Annotated in this window: 22 protein-coding genes; 9 read left to right on the plus strand and 13 right to left on the minus strand. The window is 43.2% G+C overall.

The features are described 5' to 3' along the window. The first annotated feature begins 56 nt into the window (after positions 1–56). On the plus strand, positions 57–1,454 hold the full coding sequence (locus tag V7L29_RS21955; protein ID WP_334736797.1) for a serine/threonine protein kinase: 1,398 nt from the start codon (positions 57–59) through the stop codon (positions 1,452–1,454). A 178-nt stretch (positions 1,455–1,632) separates the two neighbouring features. On the opposite strand, the gene V7L29_RS21960 is transcribed toward V7L29_RS21955, so the two are convergent. Together V7L29_RS21960 and V7L29_RS21965 are read right to left on the minus strand one after the other, a co-directional pair. After that, the gene (locus V7L29_RS21960; RefSeq protein ID WP_334736798.1) at positions 1,633–1,881 is read right to left on the minus strand and encodes a hypothetical protein; all 249 of its coding nucleotides are present in this window, start codon (positions 1,879–1,881) and stop codon (positions 1,633–1,635) included. Positions 1,882–2,264: 383 nt separating this feature from the next. Beyond that, positions 2,265–2,453, minus strand: coding sequence for a hypothetical protein (locus tag V7L29_RS21965; protein WP_263745781.1), 189 nt, complete (start codon positions 2,451–2,453; stop codon positions 2,265–2,267). Between the two features lie 123 nt (positions 2,454–2,576). Here V7L29_RS21965 and V7L29_RS21970 point away from each other — a divergent pair, with 123 nt between their 5' ends. Further along, positions 2,577–2,954, plus strand: coding sequence for a hypothetical protein (locus V7L29_RS21970; protein ID WP_334736799.1), 378 nt, complete (start codon positions 2,577–2,579; stop codon positions 2,952–2,954). 200 nt (positions 2,955–3,154) lie between these two features. Here V7L29_RS21970 and V7L29_RS21975 read toward each other — a convergent pair whose 3' ends face one another. Further along, positions 3,155–4,441, minus strand: coding sequence for a homoserine dehydrogenase (locus V7L29_RS21975; protein ID WP_334736800.1), 1,287 nt, complete (start codon positions 4,439–4,441; stop codon positions 3,155–3,157). Between the two features lie 107 nt (positions 4,442–4,548). Then, positions 4,549–5,937, minus strand: coding sequence for a ferredoxin--NADP reductase (petH, locus tag V7L29_RS21980; RefSeq protein ID WP_334736867.1), 1,389 nt, complete (start codon positions 5,935–5,937; stop codon positions 4,549–4,551). Positions 5,938–7,144: 1,207 nt separating this feature from the next. Between petH and V7L29_RS21985 the strand changes: the two genes are divergently transcribed. Both V7L29_RS21985 and metK read left to right on the plus strand, forming a co-directional pair. Next, on the plus strand, positions 7,145–8,149 hold the full coding sequence (locus V7L29_RS21985) for a phosphoribulokinase (protein ID WP_334692854.1): 1,005 nt from the start codon (positions 7,145–7,147) through the stop codon (positions 8,147–8,149). Positions 8,150–8,414: 265 nt separating this feature from the next. Beyond that, positions 8,415–9,689, plus strand: coding sequence for a methionine adenosyltransferase (gene metK / locus V7L29_RS21990; protein WP_334692855.1), 1,275 nt, complete (start codon positions 8,415–8,417; stop codon positions 9,687–9,689). 233 nt (positions 9,690–9,922) lie between these two features. On the opposite strand, the gene V7L29_RS21995 is transcribed toward metK, so the two are convergent. Continuing rightward, positions 9,923–10,123: a hypothetical protein gene (locus tag V7L29_RS21995; protein ID WP_334736801.1), complete on the minus strand. Its 201-nt coding sequence runs from the start codon at positions 10,121–10,123 to the stop codon at positions 9,923–9,925. A 510-nt stretch (positions 10,124–10,633) separates the two neighbouring features. Between V7L29_RS21995 and V7L29_RS22000 the strand changes: the two genes are divergently transcribed. Beyond that, positions 10,634–11,803 (plus strand): homocysteine biosynthesis protein, encoded by a 1,170-nt coding sequence (locus tag V7L29_RS22000; protein WP_334692857.1) that lies wholly within the window; start codon positions 10,634–10,636, stop codon positions 11,801–11,803. A gap of 399 nt (positions 11,804–12,202) precedes the next feature. Here V7L29_RS22000 and V7L29_RS22005 read toward each other — a convergent pair whose 3' ends face one another. Continuing rightward, complete coding sequence (locus V7L29_RS22005) at positions 12,203–13,228, minus strand: hypothetical protein (RefSeq protein ID WP_334692858.1); 1,026 nt, start codon at positions 13,226–13,228, stop codon at positions 12,203–12,205. A 378-nt stretch (positions 13,229–13,606) separates the two neighbouring features. On the opposite strand from V7L29_RS22005, the gene V7L29_RS22010 reads away from it, so the two are divergent. Next, positions 13,607–14,500: a tetratricopeptide repeat protein gene (locus tag V7L29_RS22010; RefSeq protein WP_334692859.1), complete on the plus strand. Its 894-nt coding sequence runs from the start codon at positions 13,607–13,609 to the stop codon at positions 14,498–14,500. Positions 14,501–14,853: 353 nt separating this feature from the next. Here the strand turns inward: V7L29_RS22010 and V7L29_RS22015 are convergent, their stop codons facing one another. The 3 genes from V7L29_RS22015 to V7L29_RS22025 all read right to left on the minus strand — a co-directional run bounded on the left by V7L29_RS22015 (position 14,854) and on the right by V7L29_RS22025 (position 17,269). Continuing rightward, a complete protein-coding gene (locus V7L29_RS22015) occupies positions 14,854–15,474 on the minus strand; it encodes a TMEM165/GDT1 family protein (protein WP_334736802.1) in 621 nt (206 codons plus the stop codon). 424 nt (positions 15,475–15,898) lie between these two features. Then, positions 15,899–16,159 carry a DUF29 domain-containing protein gene (locus V7L29_RS22020; protein WP_334736803.1) on the minus strand — a complete coding sequence of 87 codons (261 nt, stop codon included), beginning with the start codon at positions 16,157–16,159 and terminating at the stop codon, positions 15,899–15,901. A gap of 147 nt (positions 16,160–16,306) precedes the next feature. Beyond that, on the minus strand, positions 16,307–17,269 hold the full coding sequence (locus V7L29_RS22025; protein WP_334736804.1) for a protochlorophyllide reductase: 963 nt from the start codon (positions 17,267–17,269) through the stop codon (positions 16,307–16,309). A 196-nt stretch (positions 17,270–17,465) separates the two neighbouring features. On the opposite strand from V7L29_RS22025, the gene V7L29_RS22030 reads away from it, so the two are divergent. Further along, on the plus strand, positions 17,466–17,765 hold the full coding sequence (locus tag V7L29_RS22030) for a type II toxin-antitoxin system HigB family toxin (protein WP_334736805.1): 300 nt from the start codon (positions 17,466–17,468) through the stop codon (positions 17,763–17,765). Beyond that, positions 17,749–18,147 (plus strand): helix-turn-helix domain-containing protein, encoded by a 399-nt coding sequence (locus V7L29_RS22035; RefSeq protein WP_334736806.1) that lies wholly within the window; start codon positions 17,749–17,751, stop codon positions 18,145–18,147. Before V7L29_RS22030 ends, V7L29_RS22035 begins: the two co-directional genes overlap by 17 nt. A gap of 40 nt (positions 18,148–18,187) precedes the next feature. On the opposite strand, the gene V7L29_RS35575 is transcribed toward V7L29_RS22035, so the two are convergent. The 4 genes from V7L29_RS35575 to V7L29_RS22050 form a co-directional block, all read right to left on the minus strand. After that, positions 18,188–18,355 (minus strand): DUF6888 family protein, encoded by a 168-nt coding sequence (locus V7L29_RS35575; protein ID WP_442944233.1) that lies wholly within the window; start codon positions 18,353–18,355, stop codon positions 18,188–18,190. 590 nt (positions 18,356–18,945) lie between these two features. Next, positions 18,946–19,539, minus strand: coding sequence for a hypothetical protein (locus V7L29_RS22040; RefSeq protein ID WP_334736807.1), 594 nt, complete (start codon positions 19,537–19,539; stop codon positions 18,946–18,948). 147 nt (positions 19,540–19,686) lie between these two features. After that, positions 19,687–21,414 (minus strand): succinate dehydrogenase/fumarate reductase flavoprotein subunit, encoded by a 1,728-nt coding sequence (locus V7L29_RS22045; RefSeq protein ID WP_334736808.1) that lies wholly within the window; start codon positions 21,412–21,414, stop codon positions 19,687–19,689. 252 nt (positions 21,415–21,666) lie between these two features. Further along, positions 21,667–21,984 carry a hypothetical protein gene (locus V7L29_RS22050; protein WP_273765957.1) on the minus strand — a complete coding sequence of 106 codons (318 nt, stop codon included), beginning with the start codon at positions 21,982–21,984 and terminating at the stop codon, positions 21,667–21,669. Positions 21,985–22,915: 931 nt separating this feature from the next. Between V7L29_RS22050 and V7L29_RS22055 the strand changes: the two genes are divergently transcribed. Beyond that, the gene (locus V7L29_RS22055) at positions 22,916–23,758 is read left to right on the plus strand and encodes a hypothetical protein (RefSeq protein WP_334736809.1); all 843 of its coding nucleotides are present in this window, start codon (positions 22,916–22,918) and stop codon (positions 23,756–23,758) included. Positions 23,759–23,835 lie beyond the last annotated feature (77 nt).

Consider the following 23,835-nt stretch of genomic DNA (forward strand, 5'->3'; position numbering starts at 1 on the left):
GGCTAAACTCTCATTAAGATGCTGATATTAAAGTAATTTTTTACTTAGAGGTATTCATGCCTTGGATAGCAGAACAAAAATTGCAAGGTGGCAAATATGTAATTGAGACAGTCCTGGGACAGGGGGGATTTGGGATTACTTATAAAGCTTTGCACGTTGAGCTAAACCAGACAGTTGTAATTAAGACACCTAATGAATATCTCAGCCACGATCCGAAATATGAAAAGTACATAGAGAGATTTATCCAAGAAGGGCGGACACTGGCAAAATTATCTCAAGACCCTCACCCTCATATTGTGCGAGTGATTGACTTGTTTCAGGAAGGTGCTACCTACTGTTTGGTGATGGACTTTGTTGAGGGAGAAAATTTGTTTGAAGCTGTGAGGCGTAAGGGGGCTTTATCAGAAACGGAGATCCTACCTTGCATCCGCCAAATTGGGGAAGCTTTGAGCATAGTGCATCAGGCAGGGCTAGTACACAGAGATGCCCACCCTGGAAATATTATGTTGCGAAGAAAGGGTAAAGCGGTTTTAATTGACTTTGGAATCGCCAAAGAACTTGTGCCTAAAACTTTAAGTTCAAAGGGAACTGCAGGTAATAAATGGTTTGCGCCCTATGAGCAAATAAGCAGAGGCAGTCGAGAGCCAACTGTCGATGTCTACTGTCTTGCTGCTACACTCTATTATGCCGTGACAGGTCAACGCCCCACAACCTCTTTGGATCGCAAGCTCGATAATGCTTCCCTGAAATCACCTAAACAAACTAATCCAATCATAAGTGACAGATTAAATCAAGCAATTCTCAAAGGCATGGCATTGGAGGCAAAAGATCGCCCTCAATCGATGCAGGTATGGTTGGCAATGTTAGAAGAACCAAAAGCAACGCCTCCACCACTTATTGAACCAATTCATAGACAAGAAGTTGTTTATTCCATAGCCAAACTCAGCTTAGAGGCAATTCCAAGTAAACCAGCTACTAAATCACCTAGAATTATTCCTTGGGACTGGCTGGTTGGTGTAATATTAAGCTACCTATTGATAGGCTACTCGTTATGCGCGTCTAACGCTCTGTACATAGTTTGGGCTTGGGTTGTGGCAGGGGCTGTAGCTATGGCTTGGGCTGTGGCTAAGGGTGTTGCTAAGGGCATGGGTGTTGGTAAGGCTTGGACTATGGCTTGGGCTGTGTTTTTCGCTTGGAGTTGTGTTTATGTAGCTGTGATTGGGCCTTTGGCTGGGGATGTGCCTGTGCCTAAGGCTAAGGCTGAAGCTGCGAGTTGGGTTATGTTGAGGTTTCAGATTGTGGCTACCGCTGGGAGTGTGGCGGTGGCTGTGGCTGGAGTTGAATTACAAAAATCTTTCACCAAGGTTCATACTTTTCTAATTTTAGCTAGCACTTCTAGTCTAGGCTTGGGTTTAGGATGGTTAGGACATAGGATTTTTAATACAGGTTCATAGCTTACTCAAGCTCTAGAAGCTAAATGACAAAAGATTTTGTAGCTGTTGTATTAAGTAGAGAAGCGATGTCTAACAACAAGCCGCTACGCGTCTATGCACCTTTAACCTCATACTAAAATATTAAATTTCCGGCTCAATAGCAAGCGCTGGTTTTAAGAGCGTTGTTATGGAAAATAAGCTAAATAAATAAACTAATATCTACATTAAAATAGTCTGCCAACGCTTCTGCTTGAGTTTTACTAATGGTGCGATCGCGAAGCGCCTCCGTTCGCGCAGCGTCCCGAAGGGAAGGAGAATCGCCATTAACAATTTGCAAGGCAATTTCCAAGGAACCAATTACCTCAGCTAATGCTTCGGTTGTAGTATCGCGTGGGTCATTTTTCCATTTATCCTTATCATATTCAGCGTGAATTAAGCGATCGCCCAAAAGAGAGCCAACATAATATTTATCGATTGGTTCACCACCTAACCAGACCGCCCGAATTCAATAAACGAGCGCCCGAATTCAATAAACGATCGCCCGAATTCAATAAACGACTGCCCGAATTCAATAAACGAGCGCCCGAATTCAATAAACGAGCGCCTGAATTTAATATCGCGCTTCTCGCTTGATTGCAATATCGAACTCCTATTTAATTTTTGCGAAGCTCGGTGCGCCTTTATCTCGCTTAGCTCATGAAGATTCCCTGCGATCGCCCTGATTCCTCATCCTTAATCTATGTAAAAATATTTAAATAATATATTTATATAAGTAAAATTATACTTATCTACAGATATATAAGAAAGATGAAGATAATAGACTCCCCTGAGCTAAGTTTTCTTTTTCTTGTCTAGCGCTTCCTGGATAGCTTCTCTACAGAATTGTGCAGGGTCGTCTTGTGCTTTCACTTCATCCTTCATTTTTTCAGTAGCGCGAAAACTAATAGTAGTTGATAGTGGTTCTTCTCTTTCTGATTCAAATGGTCTCAAACTTTCTGGGTTACCTTTTGGATTAGGCATTGTATAGAAATATAAATAGAAGCCTGAAACACTCGTTTGCAACTGTTTAATGTTTATTTGGTGGTTGTCTAACTTTGGCGAGTACAGCAACCACCAATATCCCATTCATAATGAGACAATTCTATGTTTACACGATCGGAACTCGAAATCAAAACGATTGCCGAACTACGCTTGCTATGTGAGCGTTATGGATTACGACCCACTGGGAAATCAGTGCAGAAGGTAAGCTATATCACATCATTGATTGCATTTGCGGCGATCGCACTTAACCAGCTACAAAAAGGGAAAGGATTACGACGATTATCGTTTGGCAGTTTTCAGTCCATCAGCGCGGCACTAGATGAGATGAATTCTCCCACCGCCGAACAAGCAGCATTAATCAAGGCAATCTTAGAAGGCAAGTATTTGAGCGCACCTAGTCGCTGGGAGCAGGAGAAACTGCTTAACCTCTACAAAGCTAAACTGCTGCTAGAGCAAGTTGTGGACTTGCTAGCGGACTAATTTTATTAATAGCCTGATAATCCTTGTGTTATTCCTCTTCTTAGGGGACTTTTTTAGTAGCTCTTTTTGATTGTTTAGAAACGCTTTTCTCTAGCTCTCTAGTCCAAAGTCTAGCTTTAACCTTATGCCAAAATATTAAGCTTCTGGTTCCACACCAAGCGATCGCAATTGTGCAGTTAAGCGATCGCTAAACGGTAATCTCAAAGTACACGCAGTAAACTGGGAATGCTTTCGATCGCTTCAAAATTCAGAATTTCTGCCAAAGCTTGCCGAAAGTTGCCTTCTGGCACATCATGGGTAACAACCACAATCTCTGCTAGTTCCCCTTGAAAGCCAGTTTGGACAATTGACTCTAAGCTAACGCCATAGTTACCAAAGCAAGTCCCCAATTTACCGATAACTCCAGGTTGATCATTGGTGAGAAAACGGGCGTAAAACCGAGTTATCAGTTCTGCCATCGGCGCAATTTGGCAGTATTCTTGATGTCCACAAGCTAATAATGGATTTGCAACTGCTGTATTGGTTTTGAGGACAGCAACTAGATTCAAGATATCTGATGTGACAGCACTGGCAGTTGCACCAGCACCAGCACCGGGGCCAAAAAACATTACTTGCCCGATGGGTTCTCCTTCGACAAGAATGGCGTTATAAATGCCGTTGATGTTAGCCAAAGGGTGTGCTTGGGGCACTAAGGTAGGATGAACTCTGATGGAGAGTGGAGATGAGGGAGTATTACGTTTGGCGATCGCTAACAATTTAATCACGAATCCCAATTTTTGGGCGTAGGCAATATCTGTTTTGCTCACTTGCTGAATGCCCTCAGTGTAGACATCTTGTAGGTTGATGCGTCCACCAAAGCCTAATGATGCCAGGATAGCAACTTTATCTGCTGCATCTAAGCCATCGACATCGGCTGTAGGGTCAGCCTCAGCATAACCTAGACGTTGGGCATCAGCTAAGACATCGTTGAAGTTGCTGCCTTCTGTTTGCATCCGCGTCAGGATGTAGTTAGTCGTACCGTTGACGATGCCAGTTATAGTGTGAATGCGGTTAACACTTAAAGACTGCTTCAGGGGTTGAATCACCGGAATCCCACCACCCACAGCGGCTTCTAGCATCACATATACGCCGGCTTGATTGGCAGTTGTAAAAATTTCTGCCCCAAAACGGGCGATCACTGCTTTATTGGCGGTGACTACATGCTTACCATTACTTAAAGCTTTGAGGATGAGCGATCGCGCTGGTTCAAGTCCACCCATCACCTCGACAACTATATCTACCGCCGGATCGTTGACAATCGCTTCTAAATCTGTACTTAAAACTTCCTTAGACAATTCTACTGCACGGGGTTTATCAAGCGATCGGACTCCCAGCCGATAGATTTCTATCTCTTGCAACAATGGGTGACGTCCAGCCCGATCTTGCAACAACTGCACTGTACCCGTTCCCACGGTGCCTAATCCCAGTATTCCTAGTTTCACACCCATTTTGCACCCAATTTCACCAATAACAATTGTAGGTAGAGCGTTTGCCCTACCTACTGATTATCCTGCTTCCTTTGTCATTTGTCCTTTGCTAATGACTAATGACTAATTTAGTATGTTTCTACGTGCCAGCGATGAGCTTTCTTGAGTTCCTTCTGGTAATCACTCCAGGTTACGCCTTCCTTAGCAGCAGCAGCAGTTAAGGCTGCATCAATACCTTCTTCCATACCGCGCAAACCGCAGATGTAAGTGTGAGTTTTTTCATTTTTAATCAACTGCCACAATTCATCAGCATGTTCCGCTACGCGGTCTTGGATGTACATTCTACCGCCTTGGGGATTTTTCTGTTCGCGGCTGATGGCACCAGTGAGGCGGAAGTTATCAGGATATTTTTGTTGAATTTCTTCCAGTTCTTCCTTATATAAGAAGTTTGGAGTTGTCGGCACACCAAATATTAGCCAAGAGAATCCTTTAAATTCGTATTCTGGGTTAGCTGCTCTTTCGTCATCTTTAAACTGACGCCAGAGGTAAGCCCGCATCGGGGCAATACCTGTTCCGGTTGCCAACATGATGACATTAGCATCAAGGTCATTGGGTAACAACATTTCCTTACCCACAGGCCCTGTAATTTTTACATCTGTCCCTGGTTCCAAGAAACACAGGTGTGTAGAGCAAACACCGTAGACTGTTTCGCCAGTTTCCGGGTGCTTGTACTCCAACTGGCGGACGCACAGTGATATTGTCTTATCATCAACATCATCGCCATGACGAGTTGAGGCAATGGAATATAGTCTGAGTTTTTCCGGCTTACCGTTCTTGTCTAATCCTGGCGGAATAATCCCAATACTTTGACCTTCTATGTACTTTAAATCCCCAGCGGAAATGTCAAATTTGAGGTGTTGAACAATACCAATCCCACCTTCTTTGACTAACGGTTCATTAGATATTACCTTGCCAATAAACGGAGCATTGGGACGGTAAGTGTTGACAGGAACGTCACCTTGGTCTTTTTTGGCTTTCGCTTGAGTCATGGTGTTGCCTTTCTTGTCCTTGTTCTTGAGCTGTTCTTCAGCTGGTGGTTTAGTGAAGCTTTTGACTTCACTATTAGGATTCACAGGTGTGGCTTTACCATTTCCTTTACTGTTAGCAGTTTCCCCAGATGTAGCTAATTCGCTGACAACGCTTGTAGCAGTTTCCCCAGATGTAGCTAATTCGCTGACAACGCTTGTAGCATTTCCAAGTGAGGCTTTACCATTAACTTGCTCTAGAGCAGTTACAGGCTGGATGCTAACAATTGTGCCGCCTAGACGAGTGATACGTCGCATTTCTTGATTCATGCGGTTGTAAGGCACTCTGATGAACACACTGCCACTTTTACGAATTGGGTAGTTAGTTTGATCAGTTTCTTCGCTCTGACGCAAACCCACTACTTCATAGAGGAAGACGCGGCTACCTAATTCTGTGTTGGCAGCACCCTCAACAGCACCTTGATTGTACATTCGTTCTACCACTCCGATATTTACTTAACCGTTTTTCAAAAAACTATTCCCATTCCATGCCAGCTTTAGTTTACCGGATTTTCGTTTCACAAAACTAGCTCTGAAGGAAAAACGGCATCATTAAATTAATGCCTTGCTAAGTACACTCACCAAAGACATGCAGGCATAGCAAAAAACACACCTGTTCACCTTTTAAGGTAAAGGATAACTCTTGTGGAGAATGTTAATAATGAGTCAATTTAATCTTTTTTTCGTTAACTACCACCCCCATCAGGGAGATAGGCTTTTACTTACTACCTAACGAGCAATTCACAATGACAGATATTGTAGGAGACATGCTTTGATTGGTGAAAGCTACCGCTCAGTTTACCTCCATAAGTTGCCGTTGTGTTTGCCTGCTCTATGGGTTTAAACCGAAGAATGGCAGGGAAAAGAAGGTTTTCTTCGGATTGGTTTTACTTCTCCAAATCTACTACTCTCCTGGAATGTTGTTAGCTATATTCATGACCTATCTATAGATAATTACATGCTAGGACAAACTTTAGCTACAAACAGAATGACACAGAGAACCGTAATTAAATCAACTGTAATCAGTTTTACTTGATGTGAAAAATATGTCAACCTTTATCAGTATTTTGCCATAACGCTGACACTTCTATTTGAGCATATCGATAAATTTACAACCAATAGTTTGACTAATGCAAGTTTTTGGCTAACTCGTTAGATAGATTTTGGCTTTGAATATCTTAAGCATTGTCGAGCAGGAATTACAATTTAGAAGGTAAAAGAATTCGCTGCCAAAATAAATTATACCTTATAAACTTGATTATATAGAGTTACAACTAGCAGACTGACAGGACTGCAATACTTATGGGCGGTACTGATCCCCATTTTGAAATTAACAACTAAATCAACAAAATGATTGATGAACCACGCTAATTCTTCTTGACAGCAAATCTTGTATGGGATACCCCCTTCTGTTAAAATCAAATATACCACTAGGATTAAATACTTACCGGCACCAAAATTCAGGCTAGTCCGGCGAGTGGCAACTTATTAATTTTTACTTTGTTGTCTACGCGTTTGGTGTCTTATAGCTGTGCTGGGTAGCAAGAACGCAGGATAAACCAAAGGGGTAAACTCCTGGCTTCAGAATCTGCTGTGTGAAAAATTATTGACACAACTTTTAGTATTTTAGAGGAGATTTATGACAAGTAAGCCGGAACGCGTGGTACTGATTGGAGTAGCCGGAGACTCTGGGTGTGGGAAATCTACGTTTTTGCGTCGTTTGATAGATTTGTTTGGTGAAGATTTAATGACAGTCATCTGCTTGGATGACTATCACTCCCTGGATCGCAAACAGCGTAAAGAAACGGGGATAACTGCACTAGACCCCAGGGCGAATAATTTTGACCTGATGTATGAGCAAATTAAAGCGCTCAAAAGTGGTCAAGGCATTGATAAGCCGATTTACAACCATGAAACCGGCTTGCTTGATCCGCCAGAGCGGATCGAGCCGAATCGCATTATAGTTATTGAAGGACTGCATCCTTTATATGATGAGCGGGTGCGATCACTAATCGACTTCAGTGTTTATTTTGACATTAGCGATGAAGTCAAAATTGCCTGGAAAATCCAGCGAGATATGGCTGAACGCGGTCATCGCTACGAAGATGTTTTAGCGCAAATCAATTCCCGCAAACCTGACTTTGATAAATTTATCGAACCACAAAGAGAATTTGCCGATGTGGTTCTCCAGGTATTACCTACTAACTTGATCAAAAACGACACGGAGCGCAGAGTCCTGCGGGTACGTATGCTCCAGCGGGAAGGTAAGGAAGGCTTTGATCCAACCTACCTGTTTGATGAAGGGTCAACAATTAATTGGACTCCTTGTGGACGCAAGCTGACCTGTTCATATCCTGGTATGCAATTATACTACGGTTCAGATGTTTACTACGGTCGCTACGTCTCAGTACTAGAGGTGGATGGTCAATTTGACAACTTGGAAGAAGTAATTTATATCGAAACCCATCTCAGCAATACATCCACAAAATATCAGGGTGAATTGACTCACTTGTTACTCCAGCACCGCGAGTATCCAGGTTCAAATAATGGTACCGGTTTCTTCCAAGTGCTTACAGGTTTGAAAATGCGTGCTGCTTATGAGCGGTTGACAGCTACGGAAGCAAAGTTAGCAGTTCAGGTTTAAAAGCAGCAGTGTTTGTGTCAAAGTTTGTGGGGGCGCTTTTGGGTGTCCCCTTTTTTTGTGTTATTAAATACATTTTAGCTACAAAATAATTAGCATAAGTTTATCTTCTTTACAGATACTTACCTTATAGCTAGTAGTTTTTATCAATATTAAGAAGATACTAACTACTGAAGTATAAATATTGTTATGATTTCATAAATTAGGTAGTTGAACTAAATACCCACATTTAGTCAGCGAAAAAAACTCAAGAAAGGAGGAATTTCCTTTGTCTCGTCGATATCTATTTACCTCTGAGTCAGTCACCGAAGGTCATCCAGATAAAATCTGCGATCAGATTTCTGATACCATTCTGGATGCCCTACTGACACAAGACCCCAGCAGCCGTGTCGCTGCTGAAGTAGTAGTTAATACTGGTTTGGTGCTAATCACAGGTGAAATAACCACCAAAGCCAATGTGAATTTCGTCAATCTCGCCCGCAAAAAAATTGCCGAAATTGGCTATACCAATGCCGATAATGGCTTTTCTGCTAACAGCACCAGCGTTCTGGTAGCTTTAGACGAACAATCACCTGATATTGCCCAAGGCGTTAACACCGCCCAAGAAACCCGCGAACAAGATAGTGATGAACAATTCGACAAAATTGGCGCGGGCGATCAAGGTATAATGTTCGGTTTTGCCAGCAACGAAACACCAGAACTAACCCCTTTACCCATTAGTCTCGCCCACCGCATTGCTCGCCGATTGGCAGCAGTCCGGAAAACTGGTGAACTGTCATACCTGCGTCCTGACGGCAAAACCCAAGTAACTGTGGCTTACGAAGACGGGCGTCCCGTAGGCATTGATACCATCTTGATTTCCACCCAGCATACAGCCACTATTGGGGAAATCACAGATGAGGCGGCGATACAAGCCAAGATTAAACAAGACCTCTGGTCAGCAGTGGTCGAACCTGTTTTTGGCGACATTGACGTTAAGCCTAATGAAGAAACACGTTTTTTAGTCAACCCCACTGGCAAATTTGTCGTTGGTGGCCCTCAAGGAGACTCTGGTCTGACAGGACGGAAAATAATCGTTGACACCTACGGTGGTTATTCACGGCATGGTGGCGGCGCTTTTTCCGGCAAAGACCCCACGAAGGTAGACCGCTCTGCTGCCTATGCGGCTCGCTATGTGGCGAAAAATATTGTCGCCGCCGGATTAGCAGAAAAAGTTGAAATCCAGCTATCCTATGCTATTGGCGTAGCGCGACCAACAAGCATTCTGGTGGATACCTTTGGCACTGGCAAAGTAGATGAAGAAACCTTACTGGAATTAATCAACCAGCACTTTGAACTGCGTCCAGCAGGGATTATCCATGCCTTCAACTTACGCAACTTACCAAGTGAACGAGGCGGACGTTTTTATCAGGACGTCGCGGCTTACGGTCACTTTGGGCGGGCTGATTTAGACTTGCCCTGGGAACAGACCGATAAAGCCGAATTGTTGAAGCAAGCAGCAAACGAGTCACTTTCGGCAGTAGCTGCTCCGGCACTAACTTAGACTAAAACGTATTGGGGTATAGGTAAATTAACAATTTACCTATGCCCTCATTTTTTTGGTAGCCAGTGGGCAAATCCTTATATGCTATTGACCGAGACTGGGTCTCGAAGTCACTCATTCACTCATTTAAAAGTCATTTAGCAGAAAATTGAGATGGTTATTGAGCTTAGCCGACTTGTGTCGAGCGAACGCAAGAGCGTCTGATAGAGAAGCCGAGGTAAGTACGCAATTGGTTACAAGCCCACTTCGGCTCCCAACTCTTGGAGAGGCTGCGCCTTAAGCGTAGCTATGCCGCAGGCTTTACGCGCCGAAGTGGGCAAGCCGCTCAGTGCATCGCCTAAATTTATTTTTGCGATCACCACGGCGGGCGGAACGCTATCGCAACCCCATATAGTCTGAAGTGCGATCGCAGCAGTCAGCTCAGTAATTAACACATATAGAAAATAACGGCTTTTATTTGTGTGGGCTTTTTTTAGGTGGTTTTTTGGGTGCAAAGCTGGCTATTGGGTTATCAAATGCCCTTTTAGAAAAGGTGTTTGGAGTTGCAATATTAGCGATCGCCCTTACGATTGACTAGTTAGCTTAGAATGCTTTACAAAAGCCAAAAATGTTTCTTTCTATTGACGTAAAATCATTTAAGTCCAGTAAGTCTAGTTAAGCCTAACCATACATACATTTGATTGATAATATAAGGCTTTTTTATTAGTAATTTTACGTATACAACAAGTATTTTTGACATACGTAGCGTGCTTGCCCCAAAAAATATCTGATTTAGACTTTGGAATACTTGAATTGTTTTTTTGGAATTTTAACCCTATCTGGGGTGTTAAGCTGTCGCGTAGAGATTGGCGACAACTATTTCAAGAGGAAATTATGCAAAAGTCTGTGATTTATCAAGATATCCTTCAAAAAGGAAGACAGCAGGAAGCGCTAGCACTGATAAGATGCGAACAATTGCAGAAATTAATGAGAAAATCAGCCGCCAACGTGCAGTAGTGTTGACAACTGAAGAATTAAAAGCACGAGTTGTAGAAATCGGTGTTACTAAAGCTGCTAAAGAAGTTGATGTAATTACCACTGGCACCTTTGAGCCGATGGAATCAAGTGGTGCAATTATCAATCTGGGACACACTGACCCCCCGATAAAAATTCGCCGCTGCTGGTTAGATGGTGTACCAGCCTACTCTGGTTTTGGGGCAGTGGATTTATATTTGGGTGCGAGTTGTGCTGTGGAAGCGATGGACGGTGAAGAAGTCCGAGAACGCGGCGGCGGTCATGTAATCGAAGATTTAATCGCTGGTAAACCTATACACGTAAAAGCGCAAGGACAAGTAACAGATTGTTACCCCAGAGCAACTTTTGAAACTACAGTTACCAGTGAAACGATTAATCAGTTTTATTTATTCAATCCGCGCAATCTTTATCAAAATTTTATTGTTGGTGTAAATGGTGGCGATCGCTCCCTCTTCACCTATCTCGGCCCTTTACAACCGCGTCTGGGGAATGCCGTTTACTCTAACCCCGGTGCTATTTCCCCCTTACTCAATGACCCCGATTTGCAACTCGTTGGTATAGGTACAAGAATTTTTTTAGGCGGTGGTGTTGGCTATGTCGCCTGGGAAGGTACTCAGCACTTCCCCTTACAAAAGCGTTTAGCTAATCGTACACCGATTGGGCCTTCCGCCACTTTAGCTTTAATTGGTGATGCCAAGCAAATGGATGCTCATTGGGTGCGGGGTTGTTACTTCAAAAGTTATGGCCCCTCATTGATGTTAGGCGTTGGTGTACCACTCCCTGTATTAAATGAACAAGTAGTTGAACACTGTGCGGTGCAAGATCAAGACTTAGTAGCCCCAATAGTAGATTTTTCTATTCCCCGGCGCGTCCGTCCCACCTTTGGTTTGGTGAGTTATGCCCAACTGAAATCTGGGCGGATCACCATTGAGGGCAAAGCAGTACGCTCTGCCCCCTTAGCGAGTTTGTTTTTTTCTAGGCAAGTCGCCCTAGAGTTGAAAAAGTGGATCGAAGTAGGTACGTTTACCCTTACAGAACCAGTTTCCCCAATTCCGATGGAGCGAACTTTTCTACCCCAAGATCGGCGGACGGATTTTTGATATTGGAGACTGGGGAGTAAGAATTTTAGATTTTAGATTTTGCGGAAAGTCTGAGCGGAGGTTTCCGACGCTCGCGGACTCGCTCTAAGCGAAGCTATGCCGTTGGCGCAGCCTCTCGTAGAGAAGGCTTTACGCTGCGCTATCCGTTGGCGCAGCCCGCCGTAGGCATCAGAACTTTCCAAGACAGATTAAAGAATTGAAATTTAATCCAAAAGACGCTCACGGACTCGCTCTAAGCGTTGGCGCAGCCTCTCATTGGCTCAGGCTCTCGTAGAGAAGAGAAGCTATGCCGTACCACTTCGTGGAAGCAAGCTAGCAAGAGCGTCTGTGTTAGGAGAAGGCTTTACACTGCGCTATCGTCAACTAAAATCCAAAATTGAATTGCCCCATGCCCAATGCCTACTCTTGAGTTGGTTTCGGTCGCTTGATGGGTTTAGGAGCGGGCGTTTTTGGTATAGGTTTTGACACCACAGAGGGGTCGCCACCTGCGCCTGTTTTCTTGATCGGACGTGGGGTTTCACCACTGCGTCTGGGGGGGAATGGTTTTCTACCACCAGCACCACTACCGCCAGCACGAGGGCCACCTTTGAAGGGTGGTTTGCGTTTTTTGGGCAAGTCAGCGATCGCCTCAGCTTTTTCTACTACCAAAACGTCAGCTTCCCGCTTGGCTTGGAAGTCCCAGAATTTTCCCACTGCTTTAGTGGTCAGCACACCCCTCAATTTCAACTTAAAATACTTAGGTTTGTCAGTTGATTTGCGTGCAGCCTGCCTAATTTTGACTACCAAGCTTTTAGCATCAAAAGATTGGTATACTACCTCACCACGAACAGAAAAACCACCATCTGCTACTTCTGATGAGGGGATCACGGCAATTGTGCTTAGTTCAGAGTTTTCGGATAAGCCATCATCGGGCGTCTGTACCTCTTGCAACTCCAAATCTGACTCGTCCTCATCTGTTGAGTTTTTAGCCAGATTTTCTGGCTCCCAAACTCCGACGATTTGGATGTGCAAGGTATCATTTTCTTGTCTTGTACGTGGATATACTACCCACAAGTGTTCTTTTTCTAAGTCTAGGTGATTCTTGACTAAGCTCATAATCCGGCCTAGGAGGACGGCATTGAGTTCTACACCATCTGTAGTCAGTAGTGTACCTTGAGTAAATTGTTCGCTGCTTGCATGATAGCGACCCCGGACTAACCCGATCGCTCGGTACTGCATCGGTTCGCTGGGAGGCGGAATCGGTTGCTGTCGATTGGGGAAGTTCCCATTTGAGTCAGTCTCACTGAGGTTGACAGGCGAATTTTCAACTTCTTTAGAGGACTGGGCTGCTATATGAACATTAGCGGCTGCCTCTGTGTTAGTTGGGCCCTGGTTAGAGGCAGAAGAATTGGAGGATTCAGGCAACGGCATCAGGTCGGAATTCATAAAAACTCCTTGCGGCGGAGACACATCCCATTGTGGGATTTTACAAAGGCAGCTGAAAAGAGCATTTGTGCGACTGATGAAAGTATATTAGCTTTTCACAAAGTCACACTAGGGTACTCTACACAATCCTAAAGGCGCTAAATTTAGTGTATAAACACTAAATGTGTAATTTAGCGCCTTTACACTAGTTTCGGAAGCATATCATAGCTACAATTTTGACGGCTCCTCCTAAAGTCATCACTTACTTTAGCAGTGTAGATAGTTAATTGTTATAAAATTCACAGGCAATTGGCGGTATTCCGCAAAGTTTTGGAAATTTTTAACTTTACGATTTGTGTAAATGATAATGTCATTAGAGTTCAGGAGAAAGACAAAACTGTGTCTCAACCGCGCAATCGGTGGATAGTTCAAGTCGTCTTGGCGCTGGCAATTCTTGCTTTTGTGGGTGTTTCGGTGATCCCCATAATTGGAGCATTTAATAATACGCCACCCTCAAACCAGAATACCGCTAGCAGCAGAGGCAGTTTGCCCTCCGCTGACCAAAAATCTAAACTGGAAGACGAAGTACGGGGTTATGAACTGGTTTTGCAAAGGGAACCAGAAAATCAGACTGCGCTTAAGGGCTTATTGCAGGCGCGGCTACAACTACTGAGTCAAAAAGAAAAAAGTGAGGTTAAACCAGCTGATATCCAAGTCGTGATTGAACCCCTAGAAAAGCTAGCGAAGCTGAATCCCGAACAGTCAGAATATTCAGTGCTACTGGCTCAAGCCAAACAGCAAATTGGTGATCGCGAAGGAGCCGCTCAAGCTTATCGTTCGATTTTGTCCACGAAACCAGGCGATTTGAAGGCTTTGCAAGGAATGGTGGCTCTGTTGATCAGTCAGCAACGCCCCGAAGCAGCCATTGGTTTGTTGCAAGAAACCCTCTCTAACGCAGCCCAAGCAAATACAATTCAGCCTGGAAGTGTAGATACAGTAGCCGTGCAGGTGCTGTTAGGTTCTGTTCATGCTTCTCAGAAACGCTACGCTCAAGCTAGCTCTGTATATGACCAGGCAATTAAGAAAGATCCCAAGGATTTTCGCCCCCTTGTGGCAAAAGCGATGCTGCTGAAACAACAGGGCAAAGACGCAGATGCAAAACCTTTGTTTGATAGTGCTGCAGCTTTAGCACCTGCTCAATACAAAGACGAAATTAAAAACGCAGCAACGGCTTCCCCCATCCCTAATCGTGCTGCATCTCCCGCACCTACATTGGAAAGTACACCCAAGTAATGGCGAGTGGGGAGTGGGGCATTGAGCATGGGGCAATTCAATTTTGGATTTTAGTTGACGATAGCGCAGTGTAAAGCCTTCTCCTAACACAGACGCTCTTGCTAGCTTGCTTCCACGAAGTGGTACGGCATAGCTTCTCTTCTCTACGAGAGGCTGAGCCAACGAGAGGCTGCTCCAATGCTTAGAGCGAGTCCGCGAGCGTCTTTTGGATTAAGTTTCAATTCTTTAATCCGTCTTGGAAAGTTCTGATGCCTACGGCAGGCTGCGCCAACGGAAGAAACCTCCGCTCAGACTTTCCGCAAAATCTAAAATCTAAAATTTTTACTCCCCTGCTTCCTCTGCTCCCTCATCCCTCATGCTCCTTCAATCGCAGCAACGACACCAAAGACCAAAAACAGGCATCCGCCAATAAAGGTGAGTTGACGCTCAGAAATGCGTCCGGCAATCATTTTGCCGCCGATAACAGCGATCGCAGCACAAATGGCATGTCCTAAAATTGCACCTACTGTGACTCCAGTTGGATTATTACCTGCTGCTAGGGCAATGGTGGCAATTTGCGTGCGATCGCCCCACTCTGCCATAAATGTCAACACAAAGGCTTCTATTATAATTGCCAAGGAAGTCTTTTGCTTTGGTAGCTGCAAATCTGCTTTTTTCACCGCAGCTTCGGCCTCTTGTACAACTTCTGTATCACAAGCAGCAGCGGACATCTTACTAGCGTCGTACAACAGCTTGATACCAAAGGCAATAAACAAAACTATTTCGGCGTAATGAATATAATTTTTTGGCAACAAAGATACCGCTTGTCCAAATAGCACCGAAAGGATTGTCATCGCGGCTAAAGCAGTTGTCACACCTGTAAATACCAGCCGCCGCGAGTGGTGCATTGCCAAAATCACAGCAATAAAAAATGTTTTATCGCCTAGTTCTGAAACTGTTATTAGTAATAAACTTGCGGTAAAAGCTGTTAGCACTCTCTCAAGCTCCTGAAGAATCGTTTACCGATGTGAAGCTTGATGAGAACCAAAAGACCTCACCAAGTTTACACTTTTCGGTGTGAACTTAGTGAAGGTCTCGCTTTCAAATATTGATTATTTGCCATCTGAACCAGGCTCATCGCCAGTATGTTGATTCAGATGTACTGGCTTTTTATTTTTCTGGCCAGCAGCTACTCCCCTTCCATGCGAATGCTATTATACATATTTTTCATATATAATTCAAGGGAGTAGTGAAGTGAGAGGAAACATAGATTAAACTCAAAAATTACGAATTACATTAGCACAGCTGTAGCGAGTTTGCGTACTCTTGCAAAGAAGCAAGCTACGCATAGCGTCTTGTAGAGAGCGTCATTATGAATTAGTAATTAGTTAAAGCGGCACATACAGCCCAATTCAGTGTTTACTGAGGTAAAAACTCATCATCTGTAACTTCTGGTAGCTGATATGGACAGATCAAAGGAAAAGATTCCACTAACAAACCAGTTTCAGCTTTTGCTTGCTTAACTGCTTGTGCATAACACTCCGCAAAAACAATCTCAAGATAGGATTTGAGACTAGGCGAATCATCTAAAGCTTCTTTGACACGTCTACGATATTCAATAATGCTTCCTTCCCAACTACCGCTTCTTTTTTCCGGTTGGAATTGCCATTTGAGCATCATTTTCTTTGTCTACAACTTTACTAAAGTCAGAGGTGACGTAATAATCACCTCAAACATTGTTTACCTGCACATAATGCCAATTCATTCAAAAAAGTGGATCGATAAATTGATGAATCATCCACAAGGATAACGCCAAATTCTGTTCCATCATGTAAGTCTAACCAACTTTGCACTTAATTCCCACATGCGATCGCCTTTTTTATCATCACGCGCTTGCGGAGAAACTTTTTGAACAAAGGACTTACCATCTTGCTTCTGGCGATTTCCCCAACTCCAATAAACACCGGATTGATTGTACTCAGGATCGGCAACCACCGCAGCAACCCGTTCTCCCGCCAACTCCTGAGACACATATCCCCCAGTGATATACTTCTGGAATAATGGGAAGATTTTTTGAAACAGGGGATAATGGTTTCTAAATAGCGGCGTTTCTGCAACACATCCCGGATAGAGAGAATTGAAGACGATACCGGTTGACTTGTGATAGCGCTGGTGCAGTTCCCGCATAGTCAGTACATTGCAAACCTTGCTATCTTTGTAAGCTTTAACTGGTTCAAATTTCTTGCCGTCAATCATCGAAATTGGATCTTTAAATCCTTCTGCAAAGCCTTGCAAATCGCCCAAATCTGGACGCGGCGGAATTTTCCCACCCAGTTCGTCTGGATTGTGAGTGACAGTTCCTAAAATCACCAGCCTTGGCTGTGAAGATGACTTCTTCAGATCCTCTAACATCAAGTTACATAAAAGGAAATGCCCCAGGTGATTTGTCGCTACACTTAACTCAAATCCTTCTGGGCTTCGCAGTGGCTCCTTTAACAAAGGCATATAAATTGCGGCATTGCATACTAAAGCGTCTAAGGAGTTACCGCTTGCTCGGAAGTTCTTCACAAATTGTCGAACGCTATCCATTGAGCCAAGGTCGATATGCATGATGGTGTAGCTCCCCTGGTGGGGGATTCTCACAGATTGCGCTGCAAGTTGTGCCTTCGCTATATCCCTACAGGCCATCACTACGTACCATCCCCTTTCAGCAAGAGCCTTGGCAGCATACAAACCGACCCCTGAAGAAGCACCTGTGATTATAACCGTTGGCTTGTGATGTTGTTCCATTGTGTTCAGTCTCCATTGACTGTCTCTAGGATCTCACACCAGTGAGCCATCATTGTCACTAGCTTTTTTGATGCTGGATTAGGCTGAACTAACCCGCACTCCAAATAACTACTCTTGACTTTTTGCTCTCAAAATGAGAGTATTTAACAGTAATTAATTTTTCATTGAAAATATATGACAAAAAAGTTAGAAATAAATGCATCTAATTGCAATTCGCAACCTTCGTACTGATATTGCTCAGTATCCCGATGTCAAGAAACAGATTGACAACTGGTATGCAACTGTGAAGAAAACGGAATGGCAGAACCTAGAGGACGTTCGTAAGATTTACAAAGATGCTGAAGCAGTTGGAAACTTCACTGTTTTCAATATCAAGGGTAATGATTATCGCCTAATTGTTGGTATTGATTATGAAGACCAGGTAGTTTATTACAAATACTTTCTTACACATACTGAATACGATAAAGGCAAATGGAAAAATGACTTTTACTTTTGACGAAATTGCTTATGGCAATCTGCTAGTTGAAGTTGCTCCCAAAGTAATTGAGACGGAAGAGGAGTATGAACGTATGTTAACAGTGGTAGAGGGTTTAACCTTTGCGGAAAATCGCACTCCAGAGCAGCGAGTTCTACATAAATTGCTGGTGAAGCTGATTGAAGTATATGAAACACAAAACTACCCGATGGATTTATCTCTGCCTTATGAAATACTTCAACATATTATGGAAGCAAGTGGAACCCGTCAAGCTGACTTGGTAGGCGTTATTGGATCGAGTGGTGTGGTGTCTGAGGTTGTTAATGGCAAGCGTTCGATTAGCAAAGCACAAGCCAAAATACTTGGTGATTACTTCAAGGTTTCACCTAGCCTATTTATCTAAGGCTCAATTTCAAATATAGGCGAGAGGCAATCACTCAGTTCTATTTCCCATCTTGATTAATTATGACTGCAATCTCATCGTTCAAACCAGGTTGAATATAAAGCGGTTTCAAATTTTTGCCGTAGCAGAAAACCTGGATGGACTGATACAAATTAGAAAAGAACTGGCAAAGCAATATCGCTGTATTTGATTGTTTGTATGTTGGCAAGTAACATTCCTAGAAACACACCAACCGTAGCTTATCAGAAAGTGTACAATGCGATCGCTTCTCACAAATACCAAGGCTGATAGCGTTGGATTTCGCTGTTGCTTGAGTTAATTTACCAACTGCGTAAACTACGAGAAATGCGGAGTGGGGGAATTGAACCCCCATAGCGCTACTCTTGGTAAAGACCCTCTTTCAGACCTCACGATGCTCCCAGTACACTTTAGAGTAAATCCCATTCGATCTCCGCAGTAACGCTACTCCGCATGAACCGACTGTCACATAGACAACGGGTGCAATCATAAGACCCTCCTTTATGTTCACGAAGAACGAGGCCCAATCCTGCACTGTTGAAACACCCTTGAGGACTTCTAGAAGAACCCTAATACCCAAGACACTTGGAAGGCGTAGACACCAGCCACCCACATATAATAATTATAAAATTATAGGCTCAAAGTTAGCTTAAATGCAACTTTCAATATCAGTTCTTTGCACAGTCATTTTGGGTTGAATATTCAATGTGAATCAATAACTCAGCATAAACATTTCACACCCTATCACGAGCTAAAATTTTTCTCGCAGTATTGATTAAATTATTGAATTATTGATTTATAATTTTGTATTGCCTGACGAAGCATTGCATCCTTGAAGCTAGTATTTGACCACGCTTGCATAGCTTGTTGAGTTATATTTTTATCAAAATTAACTGAGACTCCATACTTCTCCATCTCATCTTGGTCTAACCATAGATAATCATCAATATCAGTTCTTTCCCAATTATGTCCCTGCTCTAGAGAATTTGATTTGTAATGCTTACTAGTGAAATCGATAAACTCAAAAGGTTTGATTACTTGGCGTTCTCGACACAAACCAACAATCCAACAATGGTAACTTCCAGTCTTAAAAGATGGGTTTATTGCTCCAAAATTTACTCCTCTGCTTACGTCTTCAGGATCAGATGCTACTCTTACAGAAATACTACCTCCTTGAAGAGAGTAATAAAGAGTTTCATCTTTACTTACCCTATGATATACAAATGTACAAACATCCATACCAAGACCTGCATAGTATAAGCATAGACCATTAATGTTATAATGAAGTCTATCGGCAAATGCCTGAACAGTTTGATGTATGCAAGTAGCAATTGCATCTCTACGATTATTAGAAAGCTTTAGAACGTTTACCATATTGCGTAACCTGTTATCAACAATCAACTCTTGTCGAATGCTTAAATCTACATATTCTTTGTGTAATTGTCAAACACTCTATTAAATTGTCTGAAAAAAATCAAGTTATAAAGGATGAAATTCTCTATTTCACCCTTTAGCTAAAGTTTAATACTTCCGTTCTTTTGGCTCAAACATAGTAATTGCCACAGGACGGTACTGTATATCAATTCCGGCTGGCGAATAGTAAGCCATTGTATGTTTGAGGAAATTAGCATCATCTCGCTGGGAATAATCTTCGCGGAAATGAGCGCCACGACTTTCCTGGCGATTTAGGGCTGATGCCAAAATAGTCTGTCCCACTACCATCAAACTTCGCAATTCTAAAGCTTCCACAAGTTCCGTATTCCAGCAACTTCCTTTGTCATCTAAATAAATTTGTGAATATTGCTGTTGTATTTCTTCTAATTTGTGTAACCCTTCGCTCATTAATGCCTCAGTGCGGAAAACGCCGCAGTACTCAGTCATACAATCTTGGAAGGCTTGACGGACTTGGTTAATCCGGTACTGTCCTGGTTGTTCTAGCAAAGCTTGGATTTGTTGCTGGGCTTCCGTTACATAGCGTTGCTCATCTATAGAAGGCAACTTACGTTTTTGTACAAATTTAGCGATCGCAGCCCCAGTTCTCTTACCATAAACCACGCACTCTAGTAGTGAATTACTGCCCAAGCGATTCGCCCCGTGTACGGAAACACAAGATGTTTCGCCAGCGGCAAAGAAAGCATCAACCAGACCATCACCACTACTGCGGACTTGCCCATCAGTATTAACTGGGATACCACCCATACAATAGTGAATTGTCGGGCGGACTGGCATCGGTTGAGTTACCGCGTCAACGCCTACTAGGCGATGGGCTTCTTCCCAACAGAAGGGAACGCGACTCATAATTTTTTCTTTGCCCATATGGCGCAGATCCAGATAGACAAAGGGGCCACCAGCACTACCATTGAGATGAATACCACGACCAGCACGAATTTCGTAAGCGATCGCTCGTGAGGTAATATCACGAGGAGCTAGTTCCATGCGACTGGGTGCGTAGTTCGCCATAAAGCGATCGCCTTCACTATTAATCAGATACGCCCCTTCACCCCGTACTGCTTCTGAAATCAACACCCCTACCGGATATAAACCAGTGGGATGAAATTGGACAAATTCCATATCTTCGAGGGGCAAACCGGCGATCACAGTCATTGCCAAACCATCACCCGAAGAAGCGTAATCATTAGAGGTGGTGTTATAAACGCGACCATAACCCCCTGTGGCAAACATCACCGCCTTGGCTCGTACCACCTCGATATGTCCATCCAAAAGATGGAACATTACCACACCCTTGGCCTCATTTTCTGACAAAATCAGACGCATTACATACCATTCTTCATAAACTTGCACCCCATAACGCCGCAGGTTGTTAACCAATTCGTGCAAAATCGCGTGACCGGTCTTATCAGCGGCGTAGCAAGTACGGTTGTGGGAATGTCCACCAAAAGCCCGTTGGGCAATGCGACCATCGGGTAAACGAGAGAACAAAACGCCCATGTGTTCCAAGTCAATCACCACATCTGGCGCTTCTTGGGCGAGAATTGCCACAGCATCTTGGTCTGCCAAGTAATCAGAACCCTTGACAGTATCAAAAGCATGTGCCTCCCAACTATCTTCGGAATCAACATTTTTCAGCGATGCAGCCATACCACCTTGAGCTGCGACTGAGTGGGAACGAATTGGGTGGGTTTTGGCAACCACAGCAATATTTAAACTAGGGTCAGTGCGGGCAATTTCTACAGCAGCACGACATCCTGCTAATCCACCCCCGACAATAATCACATCGTGTTCCAGCATAATTAGCCCCCTGATTGCAAACCCCTGCTGTTCTATTCTAGAGAGGTGATTAATTAGGCAGTGCGTTGCGACGGTTGCCGTGGCATCTCTACAAAAAAATTCCCTGCCTATAGACAGGGATGTTATTACAAATTTTGAAATTAGGAGTGAAAAGTTAAAAATGAAGAGTTATGGGACAGATGGAGTGACTCATAACTCATAACTCCTTTACAGACGCGATTAATCGCGTCTCTACTCCTAACTCCTAACTTTTTAGCTAGTTGCTTGTACAGGTTGTTGCTGAGACACATTGCCTGGTATGGGTTCCATTTTGGTTCCAGGTCCTACAGGAGTGACTTCAATATGATTTAACAAGGTAGTGACAAACGCAAACAACAAGAAAGGTAGCGATAGCAGAACGACAAGACCCGCTGTTGCTAAAGCGTACACGGGTCGCTTGGCACCCATCAGCGCCAAGGCTGATGCCAAACTTAGGGTAATTGTAATCAACCAAACAATTATTTGACCGTAGATATCACCGAAAGTCAGGGTACAGACAAACCGATATTTTTGAGTATTATTTCCGCTCATCACATTTGCCTCAAGTCTCTCCTAATAGGTTCTAGGTTAGAACCATGTTTGCCTTGTAGACAATTTCTAAATATTTTTGCAAGCTTTGTAATATCACTTCACAATCAACTTTTTTTGTTACAAAGCGCAATTCTTAGTACAGCATGGCGTAAATAGACCAACCATACCCTATGGGAAGCCCTTCTCCTGTAGTCGTCGCTGCCTGTAGCAAACTTTTGTCCATAACGCACCCTACCAGATTCAAGCCAATGTGGATGAGGTTTTCCAACTTATGTGTATACGGTAGCTCTTCCCTTGTAGGCAAGGAGGCTGGGGGGTTAGGTTTGAGTAAAAGTTCCACATGGGGTTAGCTTGTGACTCGAAAGAAGCTTTTGTATCAGGTATTATAATTCTACGCAGATGTGTGTTTGTTTGAGACTTTTTATTTTTCTCGTATTTATTGAGACGATAGAGTTATGATTCTGTAGTTCCGATTAATATAATCGTTATAATCGCCCTCCAGACGCGATAATCTCAGCTAGCCCCAACAGTTGTGAGGTAAAGGCAAATGGTTTTTACTCTTTAACAATTAATTAAAGTTAAAGCAGGAACGCCAATGTGCTAAACAGTTGGCATAAATACTAAGAAAGCTCGGTGTTGATGTAGACTAAGTTTTTTGGTAAAAGTTTTCCCAATCCTGATCACCTCTTCAACAAATAGACTCTTTGCTTAAAGCCAATAGAATTTTTCTCATCTGTAAAATTCCGGATATTCAGGATATCGAGTTTAATTTTTTGCTGATAAAGCTGATAAATATTAACTAGATAAATCCAGCAAAGTCAAGATGTAAAAACCGATTTTTTGGTGTTAAATTTTGAGTATTGCCCGAATTTGTTGACTTCAATCAACAAAACCCTTTATTTTTCGTGGCAATATTGTTTTAGGAGTGAATGTGAATACTATTTTTCTTCGTAAAGGTGTTTTTTGGTTACCAAGTATAGCTGCTCTTGCAGTCCTGAGTAGCGGCTTATCTGCAAATGCCCAGACAGTGGACAAGGTGAGCAGTCAGCCATTAACCGACCCTTCCGCAACCGTTGCGTCTCCCAATGAGTTTAGTACAGAACTAGACACTGCAAGCCAAAATCTCTCTACAGAAACAACTGAAACATTTACAGTAACAAATTTAACTAATGTACAGCAGTTCCCCAACGCTGCGATACAGAAAAACGCCAGTGTGATGCCTACACCTGTTCCAGGCACAGTGGCAACCTCATCTGCGACGCTCACCTCTGAGTTTGTGCAACCTACTTCTCAAACTACTACTCAACCATCTGCTCCCAAAGTAGCACAATCGGATATTGATTTAGGTAGAACTACCCGTGGTGGCAGCAGCTATATTGGCGTCGCTGCTAACATTGGTTTAGATGGTGGGGACTCATCTTTGGGTGACGGTAACTTTGCGGTAGTCAGCAAAATCGGACTGACAAATACTATATCTGTGCGACCCTCAGCCGTATTTGGGGACAACACTACAGTTCTACTTCCTATAACCTACGATTTTTCTTTCAAGTCAGCAGATGCTTTTAGCGAACCATTAGCTATTGCACCTTACGTCGGAGTGGGTGCAGCTTACAAAACTGGTGATGATTCGCAATTTGCCTTTTTGGTATCTGGTGGCATTGATGTGCCTTTAAATTCTCAATTTACAGCAACGGCTGCTGTGAATGCCGGATTTTTCGATGAAACTGATGTAGGCTTGTTGTTAGGAGTTGGTTACAACTTCACCGGCTTTTAAGAGTTAGGAGTTAGGAGTTAGAAGTTAAGAGTTAGTAATGTTTTACTCATAACTCTTAATTCATAACTCCTAACTTT

Source organism: Nostoc sp., from assembly GCF_036916575.1.
Classification (GTDB): domain Bacteria; phylum Cyanobacteriota; class Cyanobacteriia; order Cyanobacteriales; family Nostocaceae; genus Nostoc.

Coding starts and splice junctions, on each gene's coding strand:
- V7L29_RS21965 (WP_263745781.1), bottom strand. CDS start 2,453: ATGCCTAATCCAAAAGGTAACCCAGAAAGTTTGAGACCATTTGAATCA.
- V7L29_RS22050 (WP_273765957.1), bottom strand. CDS start 21,984: ATGAGCGGAAATAATACTCAAAAATATCGGTTTGTCTGTACCCTGACT.
- V7L29_RS21955 (WP_334736797.1), top strand. CDS start 57: ATGCCTTGGATAGCAGAACAAAAATTGCAAGGTGGCAAATATGTAATT.
- V7L29_RS22040 (WP_334736807.1), bottom strand. CDS start 19,539: ATGGTAAACGTTCTAAAGCTTTCTAATAATCGTAGAGATGCAATTGCT.
- V7L29_RS22035 (WP_334736806.1), top strand. CDS start 17,749: ATGACTTTTACTTTTGACGAAATTGCTTATGGCAATCTGCTAGTTGAA.
- V7L29_RS21985 (WP_334692854.1), top strand. CDS start 7,145: ATGACAAGTAAGCCGGAACGCGTGGTACTGATTGGAGTAGCCGGAGAC.
- V7L29_RS22020 (WP_334736803.1), bottom strand. CDS start 16,159: ATGATGCTCAAATGGCAATTCCAACCGGAAAAAAGAAGCGGTAGTTGG.
- V7L29_RS22000 (WP_334692857.1), top strand. CDS start 10,634: ATGCGAACAATTGCAGAAATTAATGAGAAAATCAGCCGCCAACGTGCA.
- V7L29_RS22025 (WP_334736804.1), bottom strand. CDS start 17,269: ATGGAACAACATCACAAGCCAACGGTTATAATCACAGGTGCTTCTTCA.
- V7L29_RS22045 (WP_334736808.1), bottom strand. CDS start 21,414: ATGCTGGAACACGATGTGATTATTGTCGGGGGTGGATTAGCAGGATGT.
- V7L29_RS21975 (WP_334736800.1), bottom strand. CDS start 4,441: ATGGGTGTGAAACTAGGAATACTGGGATTAGGCACCGTGGGAACGGGT.
- petH (WP_334736867.1), bottom strand. CDS start 5,937: ATGTACAATCAAGGTGCTGTTGAGGGTGCTGCCAACACAGAATTAGGT.
- V7L29_RS22030 (WP_334736805.1), top strand. CDS start 17,466: ATGCATCTAATTGCAATTCGCAACCTTCGTACTGATATTGCTCAGTAT.
- V7L29_RS21970 (WP_334736799.1), top strand. CDS start 2,577: ATGTTTACACGATCGGAACTCGAAATCAAAACGATTGCCGAACTACGC.
- V7L29_RS22005 (WP_334692858.1), bottom strand. CDS start 13,228: ATGAATTCCGACCTGATGCCGTTGCCTGAATCCTCCAATTCTTCTGCC.